The sequence below is a fragment of the Streptomyces sp. SYP-A7185 genome (assembly GCF_046103685.1).
Classification (GTDB): Bacteria; Actinomycetota; Actinomycetes; order Streptomycetales; family Streptomycetaceae; genus Streptomyces.
Map to the genome: position 1 here is coordinate 6954445 of NZ_CP122310.1, position 21680 is coordinate 6976124.

The 21680-nt window shown below is 72.8% G+C and carries 10 protein-coding genes; 8 read left to right on the forward strand and 2 right to left on the reverse strand.

Annotated features, from left to right (window positions below; genetic code table 11):
• Positions 1 to 9: 9 nt before the first annotated feature.
• Positions 10 to 3267, reverse strand: coding sequence for a non-ribosomal peptide synthetase (locus QBL25_RS30590; RefSeq protein ID WP_409060164.1), 3258 nt, complete (start codon positions 3265 to 3267; stop codon positions 10 to 12).
• 217 nt (positions 3268 to 3484) lie between these two features.
• Between QBL25_RS30590 and QBL25_RS30595 the strand changes: the two genes are divergently transcribed.
• From QBL25_RS30595 to QBL25_RS30630, 8 genes are all read left to right on the forward strand, one after another.
• On the forward strand, positions 3485 to 3667 hold the full coding sequence (locus tag QBL25_RS30595) for a lysine biosynthesis protein LysW (RefSeq protein ID WP_409060165.1): 183 nt from the start codon (positions 3485 to 3487) through the stop codon (positions 3665 to 3667).
• A gap of 87 nt (positions 3668 to 3754) precedes the next feature.
• Entirely contained in the window at positions 3755 to 4783 is a 1029-nt protein-coding gene (gene argC / locus QBL25_RS30600) for an N-acetyl-gamma-glutamyl-phosphate reductase (protein WP_409060166.1), read from the forward strand.
• A 46-nt stretch (positions 4784 to 4829) separates the two neighbouring features.
• On the forward strand, positions 4830 to 5687 hold the full coding sequence (locus QBL25_RS30605; RefSeq protein WP_409060167.1) for a [LysW]-aminoadipate kinase: 858 nt from the start codon (positions 4830 to 4832) through the stop codon (positions 5685 to 5687).
• Positions 5680 to 9801 carry a non-ribosomal peptide synthetase gene (locus QBL25_RS30610; RefSeq protein WP_409060168.1) on the forward strand — a complete coding sequence of 1374 codons (4122 nt, stop codon included), beginning with the start codon at positions 5680 to 5682 and terminating at the stop codon, positions 9799 to 9801. Before QBL25_RS30605 ends, QBL25_RS30610 begins: the two co-directional genes overlap by 8 nt.
• Positions 9798 to 10979 carry an acyl-CoA dehydrogenase family protein gene (locus QBL25_RS30615; protein WP_409060169.1) on the forward strand — a complete coding sequence of 394 codons (1182 nt, stop codon included), beginning with the start codon at positions 9798 to 9800 and terminating at the stop codon, positions 10977 to 10979. Before QBL25_RS30610 ends, QBL25_RS30615 begins: the two co-directional genes overlap by 4 nt.
• A gap of 62 nt (positions 10980 to 11041) precedes the next feature.
• Entirely contained in the window at positions 11042 to 12127 is a 1086-nt protein-coding gene (locus tag QBL25_RS30620) for an acyl-CoA dehydrogenase family protein (protein WP_409060170.1), read from the forward strand.
• Between the two features lie 59 nt (positions 12128 to 12186).
• Positions 12187 to 13551, forward strand: coding sequence for a M20/M25/M40 family metallo-hydrolase (locus QBL25_RS30625; protein ID WP_409060171.1), 1365 nt, complete (start codon positions 12187 to 12189; stop codon positions 13549 to 13551).
• 198 nt (positions 13552 to 13749) lie between these two features.
• Positions 13750 to 18951 carry an amino acid adenylation domain-containing protein gene (locus tag QBL25_RS30630; protein WP_409060172.1) on the forward strand — a complete coding sequence of 1734 codons (5202 nt, stop codon included), beginning with the start codon at positions 13750 to 13752 and terminating at the stop codon, positions 18949 to 18951.
• 115 nt (positions 18952 to 19066) lie between these two features.
• Here QBL25_RS30630 and QBL25_RS30635 read toward each other — a convergent pair whose 3' ends face one another.
• The gene (locus QBL25_RS30635; protein WP_409060173.1) at positions 19067 to 21379 is read right to left on the reverse strand and encodes a M20/M25/M40 family metallo-hydrolase; all 2313 of its coding nucleotides are present in this window, start codon (positions 21377 to 21379) and stop codon (positions 19067 to 19069) included.
• Positions 21380 to 21680: the final 301 nt, after the last annotated feature.

Genomic DNA, 21680 nt, shown 5'->3' on the forward strand with positions numbered 1-21680 from the left:
TCGGAGACGTCAGCCGGCGAGGGCTGCCTCGGGTGCCGGTTCGGTCACGGCGGGTGCGGCGGGTGCTGCGGGTGCCGGTTCTGCGGTGGCCGGCTCGGCGGTGGCCGGTGCCGCGGCGGCCGGCTCACCGAGCCGCGCGGCGAGTTGCTCGATGGTGTGCTTGCCGAGCAGTACGGACAGCGGCACCGGCGAACCCGCGTCCGTAAGAAGCTGGAAGACCTGGACCGCGCGCAGCGAGTCCCCGCCCACGTCGTAGAAGTCGTCCTCGACCCCGATGTCCCGCACGCCGAGAACCTCGGACCACAGCTCGACGAGTGCGATCTCGTCGGCGGTCCGTGGTGCCACCCGCTCGCGCCGCTCCACCAAGCCTTCTGGTGGGGGGAGTTGGGTGGTGTTGATTTTGCCGTTGGGGTGTTGGGGGAGGGTGGTGAGGTGGGTGAGGTAGGTGGGGATCATGGCTGGGGGGAGGTGGTGGGTGAGGTGGGTGCGGAGTTGGGTGGGGGTGGGGGGTGTGGGGGTGTTGGTGGTGTAGTAGGTGGCGAGGTGGGTGTGGTGGTCGGGGGTGGTGTGGGTGGTGGTGATGGTGTGGGTGATGTGGGGGTGGGTTTGGAGGGCGGTGTCGATTTCGGCGGGTTCGATGCGTTGGCCGCGGATTTTGATTTGGTGGTCGGTGCGGCCGTGGTAGGTGAGGGTGCCGTCGGGGTTCCAGTGGGCGAGGTCGCCGGTGTTGTAGAGGCGTTGGCCGGGTTGGGTGGGGTGGGGGGTGAAGCGGTCGGCGGTGAGGGCGGGGTGGTGGTGGTAGCCGCGGGCGAGGGGGGTGCCGCCGATGTGGAGGGTGCCGATGGTGCCGATGGGGGTGGGGTGGTGGTGGGTGTCGAGGATGTGGAGGTCGGTGGCGTTGATGGGGGTGCCGATGGGGATGCGGCTGGTGGTGGGTTGGGTGGTGTGGGTGGGGGTGGTGGTGTGGGCGGTGACGTCGATGGCGGCTTCGGTGGGGCCGTAGAGGTTGTGGAGTTGGGTGGTGGGGAGGGTGGTGTGGTGGGTGTGGGTGAGGTGGGGGGTGAGTTCTTCGCCGGAGACGATGAGGTGGCGCAGGGTGTGGCAGTTGGGGGTGGTGGGGTGGTTGAGGAAGTAGCGGAGCATGGAGGGGACGAAGTGGGCGATGGTGATGTGGTGGGTTTGGATGAGGGTGGCCAGGGCTGCGGGGTCGCGGTGGTGTCCGGGTGGGGTGAGGTGGATGCGGGCGCCGGTGGTGAGGGGCCAGGTCCATTCCCATCCGTTGACGTCGAAGCCGATGGGGGTTTTGAACAGGACGCGGTCGGCGTCGGTGAGGGGGTAGGTGTGTTGCATCCAGGCGATGCGGTTGGTGAACGCGGCGTGGGTGTTGACCGCTCCCTTGGGCAGGCCGGTGGAGCCTGAGGTGTAGAGGACGTAGGCGGCGTTGTCCGGATGCATGACGACGGCCGGGGCGGTGTCCGGGCGGGAGGCGATCGCCGCGCGGTCGGTGTCCAGGTCCAGCAGGCGTGTGGTGGCCGGGAGTTCGAGGGTGGCGGTCAGGTCGCGGGTCGGGGTGTGGGTGAGGATGAGGGGAGTTTGGGAGGTGGTGGCCATGCGGGTCAGGCGGGCCGGCGGATAGTCCGGGTCCAGGGGGAGGTAGGCGGCGCCCGTCTTCAACACCGCGACCAGGGAGATGATGAGGTTGAGGCTGCGGTGCAGGCACAGGCCCACCACGTCCTCGACCCCCACACCTTGCGCCTGTAGGTGGTGGGCGAGGCGGTTGGCGGCCTCATCCAGTTCCCGGTAGGTGAGGTGGCCTTCTTCGCCGGTGACGGCGATGGCGTCGGGGGTGCGGGCAGCCTGCGTAGCGATCGCCTCGTGCATCAGGCCGGTGGCGGCAGGTTCGGGCAGCGGGTTGCTGAACGCGGCAATCTGCTCCAGCTCGGCCGGAGAGGGCATCGGATGCGCGTGCACCGCACGGCCCGGCTCGCTGGTGACCGCTGCCAGGAGGCGCTGCCACGCCTCAAGCAGCCGCGAGATGGTGTCGGCGTCGAAGAGGTCGGCGGCGTATTCGAGGCGCCCGGCCAGGGAGCCGTCGGCCTGTTCGCGCAGGTGCAGGGCCAGCTCGAACTGCGCCCGCCCACCCCCGGCCACCAGCTCGGACACCTCCAGTCCCGGCAGGGAGATCGGTTCACGCGGGGTGTTGTCCAGCGCGAACAGCACCCGCACCAACCCGGCCCCCACGCTCTGGGCGACCTTCTCGAAGGGCACGTCCTGGTGGGCCAGCGCATCCAGCGTCGTGGCGCGGGCCCGGTCGACGAGTTCGGCGAAGGAGGGGTCACCGTCGAGGTCGACCCGCAGGGCCAGGGTGTTGACGAAGAAACCCACCACATCGTCGAGCTCACTGCGCGACCGCCCGGCCACCGGCGTGCCGAGCACCACATCGTCCTGTCCCGCCCAGCGGCCCAGCACCGCCGCGAACGAGGCGAGCACCGTCTGGAAGACCGTGGCCCGGCCCGCCTCCGCCACCGACCGCACCCGACCCAGCACCTCACCCCCCACCACCACAGGGAGGGAGCCGGCCGGATACGAGGAGCTCTGTTCGCCGCGCGGGCGGTCCACCGGCAAGTTGAGCGCGTCGGCGCCGGAGAGGGTCTGCTGCCAGTGCGCGACTTCCTCGGTGAGTACCTCGTCGCGCAGTTCTTCGCGCTGCCAGACGGCGAAGTCCCCGTACTGGAGGTCGAGTTCGGGCAGCGGTGAGATGTCGACGCCGCTCGCGAACGTCCCGTACAGCGCGCCCAGTTCGCGCAGGACGATCCCCAGTGACCAGCCGTCCACCACCGCGTGATGCGCTACCAGCGCCAGCGCCCACTCACCGGAGCCCAGCCGGCCCACCACCACCCGCACCAGCGGACCCGCCGCGAGATCGAACGGCTCCTCCACCACCGAGGTCAGCCACGCCTCCACGTCGGTGACATCGACCACCGCCACCGAGGGCAGCAGCGAGGGCTCCACGATCTGCTGCAAGCCTCCGTCCGCCCACACGAACCGCGTCCGCAGCGCCTCGTGCCGGGCGATCACCTCACCCACGGCCCGCTCCAGCACCCCCACATCCAGCGCGCCGGAAACCCGCAGACCCCCCGCCACGTGATACGCCGACCCCGCACCCAACCGGTCCAGCAACCACAACCGCTCCTGACCGAACGACGCGGGAAACAGGAAGGCCTCTTCGTCGTGCTCGGCCCCAGACGTGAACTCGGCCTCAGACATGGCGGTTTCAGCCCTCCGGATGTGTGGTTGCGGGATTGGTTCGAGCCCGCAACCGAGGCTCGCAGCGCAAAGCGGCCGGCGGCAGTCGGGAGGAACCCTGACGGGGTGCGGCCGGCCGCTGTAGGGGATTCACCCGACTGTCCGGCGGGGCCGCGGACCGTGACGCTCGTGATGGGCCGGGAGACCACCCGGCCGGACCGACACGAGGAGGAACGGGATGACCACCGCGACCGCGGTCAGTACCTGCCCGGAGTGTGAGAACGGCGTCGCCGTGCCGGAGGGAGTGCGCCCGAGCGAGATCGTCGAGTGCGGCGACTGCCTGAGCGAACTGGAAGTGATCACCGCAGAGCCGCTGCTGCTCGCCCTCGCCCCCGAGGTCGAGGAGGACTGGGGCGAGTAGGACGGCCGCCGCCGGGTCCCCGGACATCCGTCCGGGGAGCCCCCTCTTCCCCCAGCCCGTCACCACTGCTCGGACCTGGAGGTCCTCGTGATCCGTGCCGGCGTCTACGGCGCGTCAGGCTACATCGGCGGAGAGCTGCTCCGGCTGCTGCTCGGCCACCCCGAAGTCGACATCGTCAGCGCGGTGTCGAGCAGGCTGGCCGGCCGCAGGGTGGACACCGTCCACCCCAATCTGCGCGGCAGCACCGATCTGCTCTTCTGCGCGACGGAGGACGTCGCCGACTGCGACGTGATCTTCACGGCCGTCTCGCCCGCGGTGGCGAGCGACCTCGTTCCCGAAGTGGCCGCCAAGGCCCAGGTCGTCATCGACCTCAGCGGCGGCTTCCGGCTGCGCGACCCGGAGGCACACGCCCGCTACTACGGCGAGCACCCGCGGCCCGAGCTGCTCAAGGAGTTCGTCACCGGCTGGCCGGAGCGCTACCGCAAGGAACTGACCACCGCCGACCGCATCGCCATGCCGGGCTGCATGGCCAACGCGGCGACCCTCGCCCTGCACCCGCTGGCCGCGGAGGGTCTGATCCGGCAGGACGTCAGCATCGACGGCCGGGTCGGGTCGAGCGGGTCGGGAGTGAGCGCCGACGCGATGAACCTGCACGCCGAACGCAGCGGCGCCATGCGGGTGTTCAAGCCGCAGCGGCACCGGCACGAGGCGGAGGTGGCGCAGGCCACCGGCCTCACCGCGCGGATGAGCGCGACCGGCGTCGAAGCGGTACGCGGCGTGCAGGTGCTGATCCGGGTCACGGCCGCCGAGGGCGTCACCCTCGGCGAGCGCGAGCTGCGCAAGCTGTACCGCGCGTACTACGCGGACGAGCCGTTCATCAGGATCGTCGCCCAGAAGCGCGGCCTGTACCGGCTGCCCGAGCCGAAGATCCTCAATGGCTCCAACTTCTGCGACATCGGCTTCTCCACCGACCCGGAGGACGGCACCGCGGTGCTCATCGCGGCGCTCGACAACCTCGTCAAGGGCGGTGCGGGCAACGCCGTACAGACCATGAACATCCGCTTCGGCCGGCCGGAGACCCTCGGTCTCGGGTTCACCGGCCTGCACCCGGTGTAGCCACCGGCGACAACCGGTGGGAGCCGGAGAGAAGGGGAGCAGGGCAGTGGCAGACGGACTGACCGTCGTGAAGTGCGGAGGGGCCGCCGGAGTGGACCCGGCCCGGGTGTGCGCCGACGTGGCCGCGCTGGTCAAGGCGGGCGAGCGGGTCGTGCTGGTGCACGGCGGCTCGGCCGAGCTGGAGCAGCTCGCGGCCCGGCTCGGGGTGGAGCAGCGCACCATCGTCGCGCGCAGCGGTGTCACCTCGCGCTACACCGACGAGGCGACGCTCGAGGTGCTGACGCTGGCCCTGGCCGGCCAGGTCAAGCCGGCGCTGCTCGTCGAGCTCGCCGGGCACGGTATCGCGGCGGTGGGCCTGACCGGCCTGGACGCCGGTCTGCTGCGGGCCCGCCGCAAGACCGCGATCCGGGCCCGGGTGGACGGCCGTACCGTCCTGGTGCGCGACGACCACAGCGGGCGGATCGCGGAGGTCGACCCGGCGCCCCTGAAGGTGCTGCTCGACGCGGGGATCACCCCGGTCGTCTCGCCGCCGGCGCTCGCCGAGGACGGCAGGCCGGTGAACGTGAACGCGGACCGCGCGGCCACCGCCGTGGCGGTGGCGCTGGGCGCGACCCGCCTGGTGTTCCTGACCGCGGCCCCCGGCGTGCTCGCCGACCCCCGTGACGAGTCCAGCCGCCTGGCGCGCTGCGAACTGCCCGCCGACGGCACACCGCCGGGCGCGGAGGGCGGCATGGCGGTCAAGCTCATCGCCGCACGCGAGGCGCTGGTCGGCGGGGTGCCGCAGGTGCTGATCGCCGACGGCCGCGCGGACGGTCCCGTCCGGCGTGCGCTCGCGGGTGAATCGACGGCCGTCGTCCTGGCGGCCGAGGCAGTGGCGAGCAGCGGGGGAGCCGACGATGAGTGAGCTCAAGCGGGTGCCGCGCAGGGCGACCAGGGCCCCCGGCGGACGCCCCGGCGGTGCCCGCGAGGCACTCCAGCGGCTCCAGGAGAGCCGTCGTGCCGAACAGCGCGTCGAGCCCGCCGACCGCGACCGCAGTCTGCCGCTGGCCGCCGCCCAGCAGCGGCTGTGGTTCCTCGACCGGTGGAACCCCGGCTCCGCCGCGTACAACGCGCCGCTCGCGCTGCGCCTGACCGGGCCCGTCGACGAGGCGGTGCTCGCCCGCGCCCTCAGCGCCGTGGTGGCGCGGCACGAGATCCTGCGCACCCGCTACGAGAGCGTGGACGGCCTTCCCCACCAGATCGTCGAGGAGCCGTCGCCGGTGCCGCTCGACGTCACCGACCTGCGCGAACTGGCCGCCGACGAGCGGGAGAAGAAGGTCACCGAGCTCATCGCCGACGGCGCGGCCCGGCCCTTCGACCTGGCGCGCGGCCCGGTGCTGCGGGCGAGTCTGTTCCGGCTCGCCGACGAGGAACACGTCCTGCTCCTCGCCATCCACCACATCGCCACCGACGGCTGGTCCACGGCGATCGTCACGCGCGAGGTGATGGCCTGCTACGCCGCTGAGGCGGCCGGGCAGCCCGCTTCGCTGCCGCCGCTGCCCGTGCAGTTCGCCGACTACGCGGTGTGGCAGCGCCGCAAGCTCGCCGACTCGTCCTTCGGTGACCGCCTCGCCTACTGGACCGAGCGGCTCGACGCCCTGCCCGTACTGGACTTCCCCACCGACCGCCCCCGGCCCAAGGAGCCGACGGGCGCCGGATCGGTGCGCGAGAGCCGGCTGCCCGCGAGCCTCCAGCGCGCCATGGTCGAGCTGGCCCGCACCGAGCGCGTCACCGTGCTCACCGTCGCGCTCGCCGCCTTCCAGACGCTCCTGGCCCGCTACACCGGTCAGGACGACATCGTGATCGGCTCGGTCGTCAACGGCCGTACGCAGCCGGAGATCGAGCCGCTGGTCGGCTTCTTCGCGAACACCCTGGTCCTGCGCACCGACACCTCGGGCGACCCCACGTTCCGTGAGCTCCTGGCCCGCACGAACGAGACCGTCGTCGGCGGCCTGATGCACCAGGACGTGCCGTTCGGCAAGGTCGTCGACGCGCTGAAGACCGAGCGCGAGGCGGGGCGCAACCCGCTGTTCCAGATCTCCTTCACGCTCCAGAACGCGAGCGCGGACGGCGAGGAGTTCGGTGGACTGCGCATCGAGCAGGTGCCGCTGATCGTCGGGACCTCCCGCTTCGACCTGGCCTTCCAGCTCACCGAGGTGCCCGGCGAGGGCTACCACGTGTGGATCGAGTACTCCACCGAACTCTTCGACGCCGACCGCGTCGACCGGCTCATCGCCCACTACGGCCGCCTCCTGGAGGCCGTCGTCGCCGACCCCTCGGCCCGCATCGGCCGCGTCGAGCTCCTGTCGGCCGGCGAACACGCCGAGCTCGTCACCGGCGAGAACCGCACGGACACGGCGTACGACACGGCGGGCCTCGCCCTGCACCAGCTGTTCGAGCGGCAGGCGGACCTGCACCCCGGGCAGCCCGCGGTCCGCTTCCGCGGCGAGAGTCTGACCTACCGGGAACTCGACGTGCGGGCCAACGAGTTGGCGCACCATCTGCGGACGCTGGGGGTCGGACCCGAGAGCCGGGTCGGCATCCTGATGGAACGCGGCCCGGAGCTGCCCGTCACCCAGCTCGCCGTCCTCAAGGCCGGCGCCGCCTACGTGCCGCTCGACCCGGTCCACCCCACCAACCGGCTCGGCTACATGCTGGACCGGGCGGGCTGTTCGCTGGTGGTCACCGAGGGCGCGCTCGCCGACGCCCTGCCCGAGGGCCCGGACGGCCCGGTCCGGCTCGACTGGCGGGACCCGGAGTTCCGCGCGGCCCTGGAGCGCGCCCCGAAGAGCAGGCCGGACGTCGCGGTCGACCCGCGCAACCTGGCCTACGTCATCTTCACGTCGGGCTCCACCGGTCGCCCCAAGGGCGTCCTGATCGAGCACCGCAGCGCCGTCAACTTCACCAGCTCTTCGGTGGAGATGTTCCGCCTCGGCACCGGCGACCGCATGCTCCAGTTCGCCAACCCCGCCTTCGACGTCTCCGTCTTCGAGATCTTCAGCGCCTTCGCCTCGGGGGCCACCCTCGTCATGGCGCCGCGCGGCACCCTCCTGGACCCGGCGTCCCTGACCGCGCTGCTGCGCGAGGAGCGGATCACCACCGCGGACATCCCGCCGTCCCTCCTCGCCGTCCTGGACCCCGCCGAACTCCCGGAGTTCCGCAAGCTGTTCGTCGGCCTCGAACCCTTTCCCGGCGACCTCGTCGACCGCTGGCGCGACGGCGGCCACCGCGACTTCCACAACGGCTACGGGCCCACCGAGACCACGGTCGCCTCCGTGGACCACCTGTGCGGCCCCCAGCTCGGCTCCGCGAGCCCGCCCATCGGCCGCCCCCTCGCCAACCAGTACGCCTATGTCCTCGACCCGTTCGGGCACCCCGTGCCCCGCGGCGTGGCCGGCGAGCTGTGGATCGGCGGGCTCGGCCTGAGCCGGGGTTACGCCGGTGCGCCCGGCGCCACCGCCGAGCGGTTCCTGCCCGACCCGTTCGCCGCGCCGGGCAGCCGCATGTACCGCACCGGTGACCTGGCGCTGCGCCGCGGCGACGGCGACCTGGAGTTCTTCGGCCGTGTCGACACCCAGGTCAAGATCCGCGGCCTGCGCATCGAACCCAGCGAGATCGAGCAGGTCCTGTCCCGGCACGCCGAGGTGCGGCAGGCCGCGGTGGTGGTGCTCGACGCGGAAGGCGGCCCCCAGCTCGTCGCGTACGTGGTGCCCGAGGGCGAAGCTCGCCCCCAGGCCGCCGCGCTCCGCGCCCACCTCGCCGAAGACCTGCCCCCGTACATGCTGCCCGGCGCCTTCGTCACCCTGGACGCGCTGCCGCTCACCCCGAACGGCAAGCTCGACCGGACCGCGCTGCCCGCGCCCGAGGAACGCGCCCGCAAGGACCGCGAGGCCCCGGCCGGCGCCACCGAGCGTGCCGTCGCCGGGATCTGGTCGGGGCTGCTGCCCGGCAAGGACTTCGCCCGCGACGACAACTTCTTCATGGTGGGCGGCAACTCGCTCCAGGCCACCCAGCTCCTGGCCCGGATCGAGGAGACCCTCGGCGCCGAGGTCCAGCTGCGGCAGCTGTTCACCCACGCGACGGTCGAGCAGCTGGCCGCCCTGATCGACACCGCCCGGCCCGCCGCGGCCGCCACGGCGCACACCCCCGTGGTGCTCGCACCCGGTGGCGCGCGGCCCGTCTTCCACTGCGTCCACCCGAGCGGCGGTTCCGTCGCGCCCTACGTCCCGCTCGCCGCCTCGCTCCACCCGGAGCAGCCGCTGCACGCCCTGGAGGCACCCCGCTCCCTCGGCGGCGACGACCCGGTCGCCGCCCTCGCGGCGGCACACGCCGCCACCATCCGGGCCGCGCAGCCGCAGGGCCCCTACTTCCTGGGCGGCTGGTCCACGGGCGGCGCCGTCGCCTTCGAGACCGCGCGCAGGCTGCGCGCCGAGGGCGCGGAGGTCGGCGTGGTCGCCCTGATCGACACCGATGTGCCGCCCGGGCTCGCCGAACCGCCGAGCACCGCGCACGCGATCGGTCTGTACGCCGCCGACCTCGCGGGGCTGCGCGGCCTGGGCGCCGACGCCGCGCCCGCCCTGGACGACATCGCCGCTCTCGACCCCGAGGAGCAGATCGCCGTGGCCGTACGCAGGATCGCCGCATCCCCGCTCGCTCCCGACGCCGACGAGGCCCAACTGGCCGACCGCATGGCCACGTTCGTCGCGACCGTACGCGCCGGGGCCGTCTGGCGGCCGCAGACCGTCGACGTCCCGCTGGCCCTGCTCACCTCCGAGGCCCCCGAGGCCGAGGAGCGGGCCCGCTACTGGGCCGGGCGCACCACCGGCGGCTTCACCCACCACCAGGCACCCGGCGACCACTACGCGATGATGGCGCCCCCGCACGTGGGCACGGTCGCCGACCTCGTCCAGGAAGTCCTGGACCGCGCGGCCGGCACGACCGGCGCTACCGGCGCTACCGGCGGGGAGGTGCGGGCATGAACGCCGAGCGCCCCGACCCGCTGGATACCTGGCTCACCCCCGAGCAGCGCGCGTTCCGCGCGGACGTGCGGGACTTCTTCGCCGAGGAGCAGGTCCGCAAGGCCATCGACGCCCTCCAGGACCACGCACCCCGCGAGGAGAGCGGACTGCTCGACGTCTACCGGCAGCTCGGCGAGCGCGGCTGGCTCGCCGCCGCCTGGCCCGAACGGTACGGCGGGCTCGGCCTCGGTCCCGTCGAGGCGGGGATCGTCCTGGAGGAGATGGTCCTGCACGGGGTGCCCGAGGACCAGCACGTCCTGAGCATCGACACCGTGGGCCAGTTCCTCCTCGACGTCGGCACGCCCGAGCAGCGCGCCCGGCACCTGCCGCGCCTGGCCCGGGGCGAGGAGATCGCCACCGTCCTGTTCACCGAACCGCACTGCGGCTCGGACCTCGCCGCGCTGCGCACCACCGCGGTGCCGGACGGCGACGGATGGCGGCTCTCCGGCCGGAAGATCTTCAACCAGAAGTCGCAGTTCGCCGAGTGGGCGCTGTGCGCGGCCCGCACCGGCGAAGGCCCCGTGAAGTACCACGGCATCACCCTGTTCCTGCTCCCGCTGCGCTCACCCGGCGTGGTGATCAACCCGGTGTGGAGCATGGGCGACGAACGGTTCAACGAGGTCGTCGTCGAGGACGTCCGGCTCACCGCCGCACACGTCGTGGGCCGCGTCGACGAGGGCTGGCAGCCCATCAACGACATGCTCCTCCTGGAGCGCACCGGCATGGACTTCCAGGCCAAGCTGCGGCGCTGGCTCGACGCGGTCGTCGCCGACGCCCGCCGCACCGGGCGGATCACCGAACCGGCCTGCGCGCAGCGCCTCGCCGAACTCGACGCCCGGCTCACGGCGGGCCGCGCGCTGGCCTGGAACATGGTCCGCGCCCGGCAGGCCGGCACCCCCGACCCGGTGGCATCGGCCGCGTCCAAGTGGTTCGTCACCCAGCAGTCCGACGCCGTGGTCAGACTCGGGGCCGAGGTCATGGGCCTGGACGGCCTGCTGACCACCTGGGACGGCGAAGCCCCCGATCTCGGCCGCCTGGAGGCGGTGTACCGGCAGAGCCCGGCGCACACCCTCGCCTCCGGCACCTCCGAGGTGATGCTCCAGATCATCGCGGCCCAGGGCCTCGAACTCTTCTCCTGACGTCCGCCGCACGCACCCCGGTGGGGCCGGTCCCACCGCTTCGATCCGAGAGGACCCCACCCATGACGTCCGTAGCGGCCCTGCCCGCCGACCTCGCGGAACTCCTCGGCGGTGAACTGGCCCCCACCGTACGGCGGATGGGGGAGCGCCCGATCGGCGGCGGCCCGGTGGCCGGCGAACAGGCCGTGGCCCGCACCGCCGTGTGGGAGGCGCTCACCGAGGCGGGCGTGTTCGACACGGCCGCCGACGGCACCGAGACCCACGAACACCTCGTGCAGCTGGCCGAGTTGATGGGCCGCTCGCTGTACCGGGGTCCCTACCAGGACACGGCGGCCGCCGCCGAACTCATCAACGCGCTCGGCACGGACGAGCACACCGGCCTCCTGGACGCCCTGGCCGACGGCGCCGCGGCCGTCGCCCTGGCCCCGCGCGCCGAAGGCACCGACGATCCGGCCGTCCCCGGTCCGCTCACGCTCGGCGAAGGCCCCGACGGGCCCTGGATCTCCGGGCGGCGCCGCTTCGTGCCCTTCGCGGACGCCGTGGACTGGCTGCTCGTCGTGGGCGCCCTGCCGCACGGCACGGCGCTCGCGCTGGTACGGGCGGACGACCCCGGGATCACCCTGCGTCGCCAGGACGACATCAGCCGCGGCGATCTGCACGCCGTCACCCTGGACCGCGTCCCGCTGTCCGGCGGCCGGTTGCTCGGCGACCCGGCGGACGCCACGGCCGCCTGGGCCCGGACCCTGCGGTCCGTGCGGGTGCGGCAGGCCGCCGCCCTGGTCGGGCAGGCGCGGGGCGCGCTCGCGCTCGGCGTGGAGCGCGCCAAGAGCCGGACGCAGTTCGACCAGCCCCTCGCCCGCCACCAGAGCGTCGCGTTCACGCTCTCCGCGCTCGCGGCCCGCGCCATCGCCGTACGCGCCCTCGTCGAGCAGGCGGCCCGCACCGACGACGAACTCACCGTCCTCCAGGCCCTCGCGCTCGCCGGGGAACTCGCCCGCGACGCCGCCGCCCAGTGCCTGCACGTGCACGGCGCCCACGGCATGAGCGAGGACGCCGACATCCAGCTCTACTTCCGCCGCGCGGCGCTCGACGCCCTGCTGTGGGGCAGCCCCGCCCAGCTGTGGGCGCGCGCCGCCACCCTCCTGTGAGCCCACGGCCCCCTGCCGCCGCCTTCGACCCCCACGTCCCCGCACGAGAGGAACGGCCCATGCCCGCACGGACCGCCGCCGTCGACCCCATCCCGATCCTGCGCGACCTGATCCGCTTCCGCAGCGTCAACCCGCCCGGCGACGAACGCGCCTGCGCCGAGTACATCGCGGGCCTCCTCGCCGACGCCGGCATCGAGTCGCGGCTGCTGGGCCCCGACCCCGAGCGGCCCAACCTCGTCGCCCGCATCCCCGGCCGGGGCGAGGCGCCCCCGCTGCTCCTGCACGGGCACTCCGACGTCGTGCCCACCGACGGGCAGGAGTGGACGCACCCGCCGTTCGACGCGCTGCTCATCGACGGCGAGGTGTGGGGGCGCGGCGCCATCGACATGAAGGGCGGCCTCGCCATGATGCTGTCCGCGCTGCTCACCCTGCACGCCCGCGGCGAGACACCCGCCGGTGACGTGGTGCTCGCGGTCGTCTCCGACGAGGAGAACGGCAGCCGGGTCGGCGCGGGCTGGCTCGCCACCCACCACCCCGAGCTGTTCGAGGGCATCCCGTACTGCATCGGGGAGGACGGCGGCGCGGTCCTGACCGTCGACCCCGGCCGGCGCTTCCACCCGGTGGGCGTCGCCGAGAAGCGTGCCTGCTGGCTGCGGCTCACCCTGCGCGGGCGCGGCGGCCACGCCTCCCGCCAGGGCTGGCCGAACCTGGCCGTGCACCAGCTCACCGACGTCCTGACCGCCCTGCGCGACGGGCGCCTGCCGGTGCACATCACGCCCGCCCTCGACCGGATGCTCGCGGAGCTCGGCACGGCCGTCGGCGGTGAACTCGCGGCGGAGATCGTGGCGTTGCGCAAGGGGGAGCGGACCACCGTGCCGTATGAGCTGATGGACACGGCGGACGCCGTCTACCTGGACTCCACGATCCGGCACACCGTCAACGCCACCATCATCCGCACCCCCGAGAAGATCAACATGATCCCGGCCGAGATCACCGTCGACCTCGACGGCCGCATCCTGCCCGGCGACTTCACCGTCGAGGACTACGTCGCCGAACTGCGCGCCCTGGTCAACGAGTTCAGCGCGAGCGGCACCCTCGGCGACGAGCTGGAGATCGAGCTGCTGCTCGAAGGGTCGCGCAACCCGAAGAACGAGCCCGAACTCGGCCCGTTCTACGAGCGGTTGACGGACATCCTGCGCGCCGCCGACCCGGACGGCCTGCCGATCCCGATGATCACCCCGGCCTCCACCGATGCCCGGCTCTTCGCCAACCTCGGCATGGACTGCTACGGCTGGCTCCCCATGCTCCTGCCCGCGGGCTCCCGCTACCAGGAGAACATGCACGACGCCGACGAGCGCGTCCCCGCCGACGCCGTCCGCTTCGGGGCCGACTGCCTCTACGAGCTGCTGCTCGACCACCCGTGAGTCCGGCCGTTTCCGCGCCCGGCCGTTACTGAGCTCGTCCCCTCTGAGCACGTCGTCCCTCCTGAGAACGTCGCACGTCGTCCCTTCCGAGAACGTCGCACGTCGTCCCTCCCGAGAACGCGCACGCCGTCCCTTCTGAGTACGTCACCGCCGCATCCGCCCGGCCCCGCCCACCCGTCCGCACACCGGAGGAAACCCATGTCGTTCCGCCCCGCCGACCTCGTAGAGATGCTGCGTGCCCGAGCCGCCGCCACGCCCGAGGCCACCGCGTACATCCTGCTCGAAGAGGACGGCTCGGAGCGCAGGCTCACCTACGGCGAGCTCGACGTCCGGGCCCGGGCGACCGCGGCCGCCATGCAGCAGTCGGGCGCCGCCGGCGGCCGGGCGCTGCTGCTCTACCCGCCGGGCGAGGAGTACGTCGTCGGCTTCTTCGGCTGCCTGTACTCCGGCACCGCCGCCGTGCCCGTCTATCCTCCGTCCGGCAAGCGCGGCCTCGACCGGCTCATGGACATCGTGACCGACGCCGAGGCCACCGTCGCGCTCACCGACGACTCCACCCTCCAGCTGGTCACCGCCATGGGCGACGCGCTCGGTGACCTCGGCAAGCTCGCCTGGACCGCCACCGACACCGTTGCCCGCGACGCCGCGCCCTCGTGGGCCGAGGTCACGCCCGGCGGCGAGGCGCTGGCCTTCCTCCAGTACACCTCCGGCTCCACCGGCTCGCCCAAGGGCGTCATGCTGCGGCACGGCAACCTGATCGAGAACTCCCGCACCATCGCCCGCGCCAACGGCTCCACCACGGACAGCGTCGGCGTCAGCTGGCTGCCGCCCTACCACGACATGGGCCTCATCGGCGGCATCCTCCAGCCCCTCTACAGCGGCTTCCCCTGCGTCCTGATGGCGCCCATGACGTTCCTGCGCCGCCCCTTCCGCTGGCTGGAGGCCATCAGCCGTCACGGCGGCACGATGAGCGCCGCTCCCGACTTCGCGTACGCCGAGTGCGTGCGCCGCGTCACCGAGGAGGAGCTGGCCGGGCTCGACCTCAGCAGCTGGGAACACGCCATGGTCGGCGCCGAGCCGGTCCGCCGCCGCACCCTGGACGACTTCGTCGACGTCTTCGGCCCCGCCGGCTTCCGCCGCTCCTCCTTCCACCCCTGCTACGGCCTTGCCGAAGCCACCCTGTTCGTCACGGGCGGCAAGCCCCGCACCGAACCCCTCGCGGTGACCGTCACGGACGAAGGCCCCCGGCCCCTGGACGCGGACGGCGCCCCGGGCACCACCCTCATCGGGTGCGGCGACATCCAGGGCGAGGACCGCATCCTCGTCGTCGACACCGAGACGCTGCTCCCGGCCGCCGACGACGCCGTCGGCGAGGTCTGGGTCACCGGCGGCTCCGTCGCCCAGGGCTACTGGCGCCGCCCCGAACTCACCGAGCAGACCTTCGCCGCCGAACTCGCCGAGCCCGACGGCCGCACCTACCTGCGCACCGGCGACCTCGCCTTCCGCCACCAGGGCGAACTGTTCGTCACCGGCCGCATCAAGGACCTGATCGTGGTGCGCGGGCGCAACCACTACCCGCAGGACATCGAGTACACCGCCGAGCTCAGCCACGACCTCCTCGTCCCCAACCGGGCCGCCGCCTTCGGACTCGACGACGGCACCGACGAGCGCGTCGTCCTGCTGCACGAGGTCAGCCGCGCCTTCCGCGACGAGGACGCCGACGCGGTGCTCGCCGCGATCCGCACCGCCGTCACCGAGGAGCACGGACTCGCCCTCCACGACATCGTCCTGGTGCGGATGGGCGCCCTGCCGCGCACCTCCAGCGGCAAGATCCGCCGCCGCGAGAGCCGCGAGCGCTACGCCGCCGACAGCTTCACCGCGCTGGCGAGCAGCGGAGGCGCCACCGCGCCGGCCGCCGAGGACAGCGCCGCCGAGCTGCTCGCCGCCGACCCGGCGGCCACCGCCGTGCTGGCCCACGTCGGCGAGGTCCTGGACCTCGCCCCGGAGCGCGTCTCCGCCACGCTGCCCCTGATCGCCCAGGGTCTGGACTCGCTGCGGGCCGTCCGGCTCCGCGCACTCCTGGAGACGGACCAGGGCGCGGACGTTCCGCTGGCGGTACTGCTCGGGGACACGACGGTGGCGCAACTGGCCGCCGTGGTCGCGGAGTCGAAGGACCGAGGAGAGCTCGTACCCATCGGCCGCCGCGAGGGCGGCGGTTCGGCGCCGGTCGCCGCGTCGTTCGGTCAGGAGCGGTTGTGGTTGCTGGACCGGTTGGGTGCGGGGTCGGCGTATCACGTGGCGGGGGGTCTGCGGGTTTCCGGTGCTCTGGATGTGGGGGTGCTGGAGCGGGCGGTGGGTGAGGTGATGGCCCGGCACGAGGCGCTGCGGACGCGGTTCGTGTGGGCGGACGGGGGGTTGCAGCAGGTCGTGGAGGAGCCTTCACCGCTGGCTGTGTCGGTGGGCGAGGTGGCGGGCGACGTCGAGGCGTGGCTGGCGTCGGTGGTGGAGGAGCCGTTCGATCTGGCGGTGGGTCCGCTGGTGCGGGTGGTGGTGGGCCGGGTCGCCGACGGTGAGTGGGTGCTGGCGTTGGTGGCGCACCACGCGGTGGTGGACGGCTGGTCGCTGGGCATCGTGATGCGTGAGCTGGGGGCCTCGTATGCGGCGTTCGCGGAGGGCGCCGAGGTGGCGCCGCTTCCCGAAATCGGCCTCCAGTACGGCGACTTCGCCGCTTGGCAGCGTGACACGGTCGCGGGGGAGGCCTTGGAGTCCGGCCTCGCGCACTGGGCGGGCGTGCTCGACGGTGCGCACGCCCTGGAGCTTCCGACCAGCTCTTCCCGGAGCGAGAGCCGAGCCTCGTACGACCTCGGGGTGCTTCCCGTGGTCGTGGGGGGTGAGGTGCTGGGTCGGGTGCGGTCGGTGGCGGAGGCCGGGCGGGCGACGGTCTTCCAGACGGTGCTCGCGTCCTTCGCGGCGGTGCTGGGGCGCTGGGCGGGTCAGAGTGACGTGGTGCTGGGCACTCCGGTGGCGGGGCGGTCTCGTAGCGAACTCGACGATGTGGTGGGCTTCTTCGTCAATACGCTGGCACTGCGGGTGGACATCGACGGCGACCCGACCTTCACCGAGCTGGTCGAGCGGGCCCGTGCCACGACGCTGGATGCCCTGGCCCACCAAGATGTGCCCTTCGAGAAGGTGGCGCAGAGGGTGGGGGCCGGGTTGGTGCGGGTGTTGTTCGCGTTGGACAACACCCCGCGTCAGCCGGTGCAGCTGCCGGGCATGCAGGTGTCCGAGCTGGTGGCGGGGGGTGGGCGGGCGCAGTTCGAGCTGTCCCTGCACCTGCGCGAACACAGTGACGGCACTCTGGTGGGGCGGATCGAGTACGCCGCCGACCTGTTCGACGCGGAAACCGTGGGGCGGCTGCACGAGGCCTGGCAGCGGCTGCTGGCCGCGATGACCGGCGAGCCGGGACGCGCGGTGCACGCGCATCCGCTGCCCTCTCCGGCCGAGCTGGAGCAGATTGCCGCGTTCAGCAACCCGCTGCCCGAGCCCGCCGCCACCGGCCTGATGCACGAAGCGATCGCTGCGCAGGCTGCCCGCACCCCCGACGCTGTTGCCGTCACCGGCGAAGAAGGCCACCTCACCTACCGGGAACTGGATGAGGCCGCCAACCGGCTCGCCCACCACCTACAGGAACAGGGCATCGGGGTCGAGGACGTGGTGGGCCTGTGCCTGCACCGCAGCCTCAACCTCATCATCTCCCTGGTCGCGGTGTTGAAGACGGGCGCCGCCTACCTCCCCCTGGACCCGGACTATCCGCCGGCCCGCCTGACCCGCATGGCCACCACCTCCCAAACTCCCCTCATCCTCACCCACACCCCCACCCGGGACCTCGCCGAAACCCTCGACCTCCCCGCGAACGTGCACCTGCTGGACCTGGACGCCGACGAGCGTGACATCGCCGCCCGTCCCGCGACCGCGCCTGTGGTGGCGATGCATCCGGACAATGCCGCCTACGTCCTCTACACCTCAGGCTCCACCGGCCTGCCCAAGGGCGCGGTCAACACCCACGCCGCGTTCACCAACCGCATCGCCTGGATGCAACACACCTACCCCCTCACCGACGCCGACCGCGTCCTGTTCAAAACCCCCATCGGCTTCGACGTCAACGGATGGGAATGGACCTGGCCCCTCACCACCGGCGCCCGCATCCACCTCACCCCACCCGGACACCACCGCGACCCCGCAGCCCTGGCCACCCTCATCCAAACCCACCACATCACCATCGCCCACTTCGTCCCCTCCATGCTCCGCTACTTCCTCAACCACCCCACCACCCCCAACTGCCACACCCTGCGCCACCTCATCGTCTCCGGCGAAGAACTCACCCCCCACCTCACCCACACCCACCACCACACCCTCCCCACCACCCAACTCCACAACCTCTACGGCCCCACCGAAGCCGCCATCGACGTCACCGCCCACACCACCACCCCCACCCACACGACCGAACCCACCACCGCCCGCATCCCCATCGGCACCCCCATCAACGCCACCGACCTCCACATCCTCGACACCCACCACCACCCCACCCCCATCGGCACCATCGGCACCCTCCACATCGGCGGCACCCCCCTGGCCCGCGGCTACCACCACCACCCCGCCCTCACCGCCGACCGCTTCACCCCCCACCCCACCCAACCCGGCCAACGCCTCTACAACACCGGCGACCTCGCCCACTGGAACCCCGACGGCACCCTCACCTACCACGGCCGCACCGACCACCAAATCAAAATCCGCGGCCAACGCATCGAACCCGCCGAAATCGACACCGCCCTCCAAACCCACCCCCACATCACCCACACCATCACCACCACCCACACCACCCCCCAAGGCCACACCCACCTCGCCACCTACTACACCACCAACACCCCCACACCCCCCACCCCCACCCAACTCCGCACCCACCTCACCCACCACCTCCCCCCAGCCATGATCCCCACCTACCTCACCCACCTCACCACCCTCCCCCAACACCCCAACGGCAAAATCAATACCACCCAACTCCCCCCACCCGTCGCGGACTTCGAGGGACTCGGGGCGGCCGGCGGGGAGCACGTGGAGCCACGGGACGAAGTGGAGCGGGAGTTGGCGCAGATCTGGACCGAGGTGCTCGGGGTGCCCGCGGCGGTGGGCGTGCGGGACGACTTCTACGCGCTCGGCGGTCACTCGCTGCTCGCGGTGCAGATCGTGTCGCGGGTGCGGGACACCTTCGGGGTGGAGCTGCCGCTGGAACGGATGATCAGCGGCCGGCCCACGGTCGAGGCGCTCGCGGAAGCCGTGCAGGAGATACAGCTCTCCGACGTCGACGAGGCCGAACTGCTCGCCGCCCTGGCCACGTTGTAGCCGCCGGGCCCCCAGGACCGCCTCGCCATGAAAGGCGCACGCCGAACGGCCCCGGGTGTTCCCCCACCCGGGGCCGTTCGGTGCCGCTCGGCGTGTACCGGCGTGACGCGCGCCGTCAGCCTCGTACCGTCAGGCCCACCGCTGTGACATCGGTCAGGTTGGCGCCCCAGGTGCCCCACGTCAGGTCCTCGGGAAGCGGACCCGCACCCTTCGGAAGACCGCGCGAGTACGCGGTCACGCGCAGCGGGATCTCGCCCTTGCCCTTGACCTTCACCGTGACGTCGAAGCCGTCGGCGGGGAGGGTCCACAGGGCGAAGCCCCACTTCCACGGGCCCGCGGACGTGGGCCGGTTGGTGCCGCCCTTCACGTGGGCGCCGATGACCTCGGCCCCGGTGACGGTGTGCGCGGAGGTGTCGGCGAACAGGCTCACGTAGGACGTACCGGGCTCGGGGTCCACGTGCAGCCGTACCGTACGGGTGCCGTCCCTGGCCCCCTCCTTGTCCTCGCCGGCGGACTTCACGGTGACGGTCGGCGCGGCCGGGCCGCTGCCCGAGGCGGCCGTCGCGATGTGCGCCTGGGTGGCGAGGCCGCCGGGGAGCGTGGTCGGGAAGGTGGGGAACTTCGCCCGGATGTCGGTGTGTTCGGACCCGGCGCGGGCGCTGGTCCACTTCGGCGGTGTGGTGTCGGAGCTGATCCAGTGCCCCGTGCCGCGGTCGGCGTCCCACGCGTAGGCCAGGCTGGTGTGGCGCGGGTGGGCCGCGTCGAAGGTGTCCAGGCGTATGCCGGTCAGGACGAGGGCGATCCCGGCCGCCAGGGCCAGCCAGGTGGTGACCGGCGCGGTGCGGCGCGGGAGCAGTCCGAGCAGCGGTACGGCCACCGTGACCAGCAGCGTCATCACGATCAGCGGCGCCACCGCGAGGGACAGGCCCAGCGTCGGGAAGACGAGCATGATCACCGGAAGAAGGAGCGGCACGGCGGCCACGGCCGCCGCCGACACGGCCACCGTGCGCCAGGCGTCACCGGGGCCGGTCCTGCGCAGGGCGATCAGAAGGGCCGCGCAGCCCAGCAGGACCGGCCAGGTGAAGAGGTAGCTTGCGCCCGGCGCCAGGAACGCCGTGAGCAGTCCTAGCCCGGTGAGCCAACCCCAGCCCCCCAGGGCCAGTTGAGGGGCTGTCACCTTTCGCCGCAGCAGCAGGTACCAGCCCAGTACGGCCGCTCCGGTCAGGGTCAGGAACGCGGCGCGGAACCAGCCGGGGCGGTAGCTGTCGCCCATCGACAGGTCGGCGTACCCGGGCCGGACGGCGCACAGCAGCTGCCAGCCGCCGAAGCCGACGACGGCGGCACCGAGCAGGGCCAGCGGGAACGTCAGCGCGGCACGGCCGACGCCGCCGCGGGCCAGACCGCGCCGGCCCGCGTACCAGAGGGTCCCGGCGTACCCCGCCGCGGCGAGCAGGGCGAGCGGCAGGGCCAGCGCGCGCGGATAGCGCACGAGCAGGCCCAGGACCGTGAAGTACGTGTCGTCGCCGCCCTCGCGCAGCTGCGTGAGGTCACGTCCGGCCAGGTCGCGGGCGGCGGCCAGGGTGTTGTCGCCCTGGCTCTGGATGCTCTCCGTGGAGAGGTTCGCGACCGAGTCACCGGGCGTGTGGTACTGCGCGGAGCCGTCCACGTAGGCGAAGTTGAGGCCGCCGAAGCCCTCCTTCTTGAACTCGGAGAAGTCGGTGTCGTTCGGCAGGTACGTGTAGACCTCGTCGGCGAGCGACGTGGCGATGGGGCGGTCGGCGGCGCTCAGCGCGGACAGCGCGCCGCTGTTGTCGTGGCCCGACTCGAACATGATCGACGGGCCGGAGACCCCGCGTGCCTCCAGGTTCAGGACGACGGTGTTCGCCGGGTCGAGGGTGCCGCCCGCCACGAAGGCGTGCGCGCCGAGCAGGCCGGGCTCCTCACCGTCGGTGAACAGCACGTCCACGGTGTTGCGGGCCGCCCCGCCGTCCGCCCGCAGGGCCCGCACCACTTCGAGGACGGCGGCCACGTTGGCTGCGTTGTCGGACGCCCCGGGCCCGGCGGGCACCGAGTCGTAGTGGGCCATCAGGAGCAGGTGGCCCGCGTCGTCGCCCGCCGTGCCGGGGAAGACGGCGTGGATGTTGGTGACGGAGGCCACCAGGGCGGTGCCTTCCTCGTCGCGGGCGACCGGCCGCGCTTCGGCGGTGACCTGGCCGCCGAGACCGGTGAGGCGCCGGGTGAGGTAGTCGCGTGCCGAGGCCGCCGCCGGGCTGCCGAGCGGGCGCGGTTCCTTGCCGATCACCTTCGCGTCCCGCAGGGCGCGCGCCGCAGAGAACTCGGTCGGCGAGGCGTCGGCCGGCTTCGCTTCCGGCGTCCGGAGCGTCCAGACCGACGCACCGGTCAGGAGCGCGAGCAGGACGAAGGCCACGAGCGCGGCCCAGCGGGCTGCCGACGGCGCCTTGGCGGGGGCCTCCGCCGCCTCCGCGCGCCCGGGATCGGCCGGGGGATCAGCCGGGAGGCCGGCCGCGGGATCAGACGCGCGATCAGACTTGCGATCAGACGCGCGATCAGGCGCGGGAACGTGCGCGGGAACAGGGGAACTCGCCCCGGAATTGGGCATGGTGAAGCACCAGTCTCTCCGTGTCTCGGGATCTTCGGCAATTCGGGCGGTCGGCTCGGAACGCGTACTTCACCGGAATTATCGAGAGGCGAAAGCCGCCTTGTCGCAC

What these genes read in the sequence shown, in the direction of transcription:
- QBL25_RS30590 (WP_409060164.1), bottom strand. Translation starts at nt 3,267, where the DNA reads ATGTCTGAGGCCGAGTTCACGTCTGGGGCCGAGCACGACGAAGAGGCC.
- QBL25_RS30595 (WP_409060165.1), top strand. Translation starts at nt 3,485, where the DNA reads ATGACCACCGCGACCGCGGTCAGTACCTGCCCGGAGTGTGAGAACGGC.
- QBL25_RS30610 (WP_409060168.1), top strand. Translation starts at nt 5,680, where the DNA reads ATGAGTGAGCTCAAGCGGGTGCCGCGCAGGGCGACCAGGGCCCCCGGC.
- QBL25_RS30615 (WP_409060169.1), top strand. Translation starts at nt 9,798, where the DNA reads ATGAACGCCGAGCGCCCCGACCCGCTGGATACCTGGCTCACCCCCGAG.
- QBL25_RS30620 (WP_409060170.1), top strand. Translation starts at nt 11,042, where the DNA reads ATGACGTCCGTAGCGGCCCTGCCCGCCGACCTCGCGGAACTCCTCGGC.
- QBL25_RS30625 (WP_409060171.1), top strand. Translation starts at nt 12,187, where the DNA reads ATGCCCGCACGGACCGCCGCCGTCGACCCCATCCCGATCCTGCGCGAC.
- QBL25_RS30630 (WP_409060172.1), top strand. Translation starts at nt 13,750, where the DNA reads ATGTCGTTCCGCCCCGCCGACCTCGTAGAGATGCTGCGTGCCCGAGCC.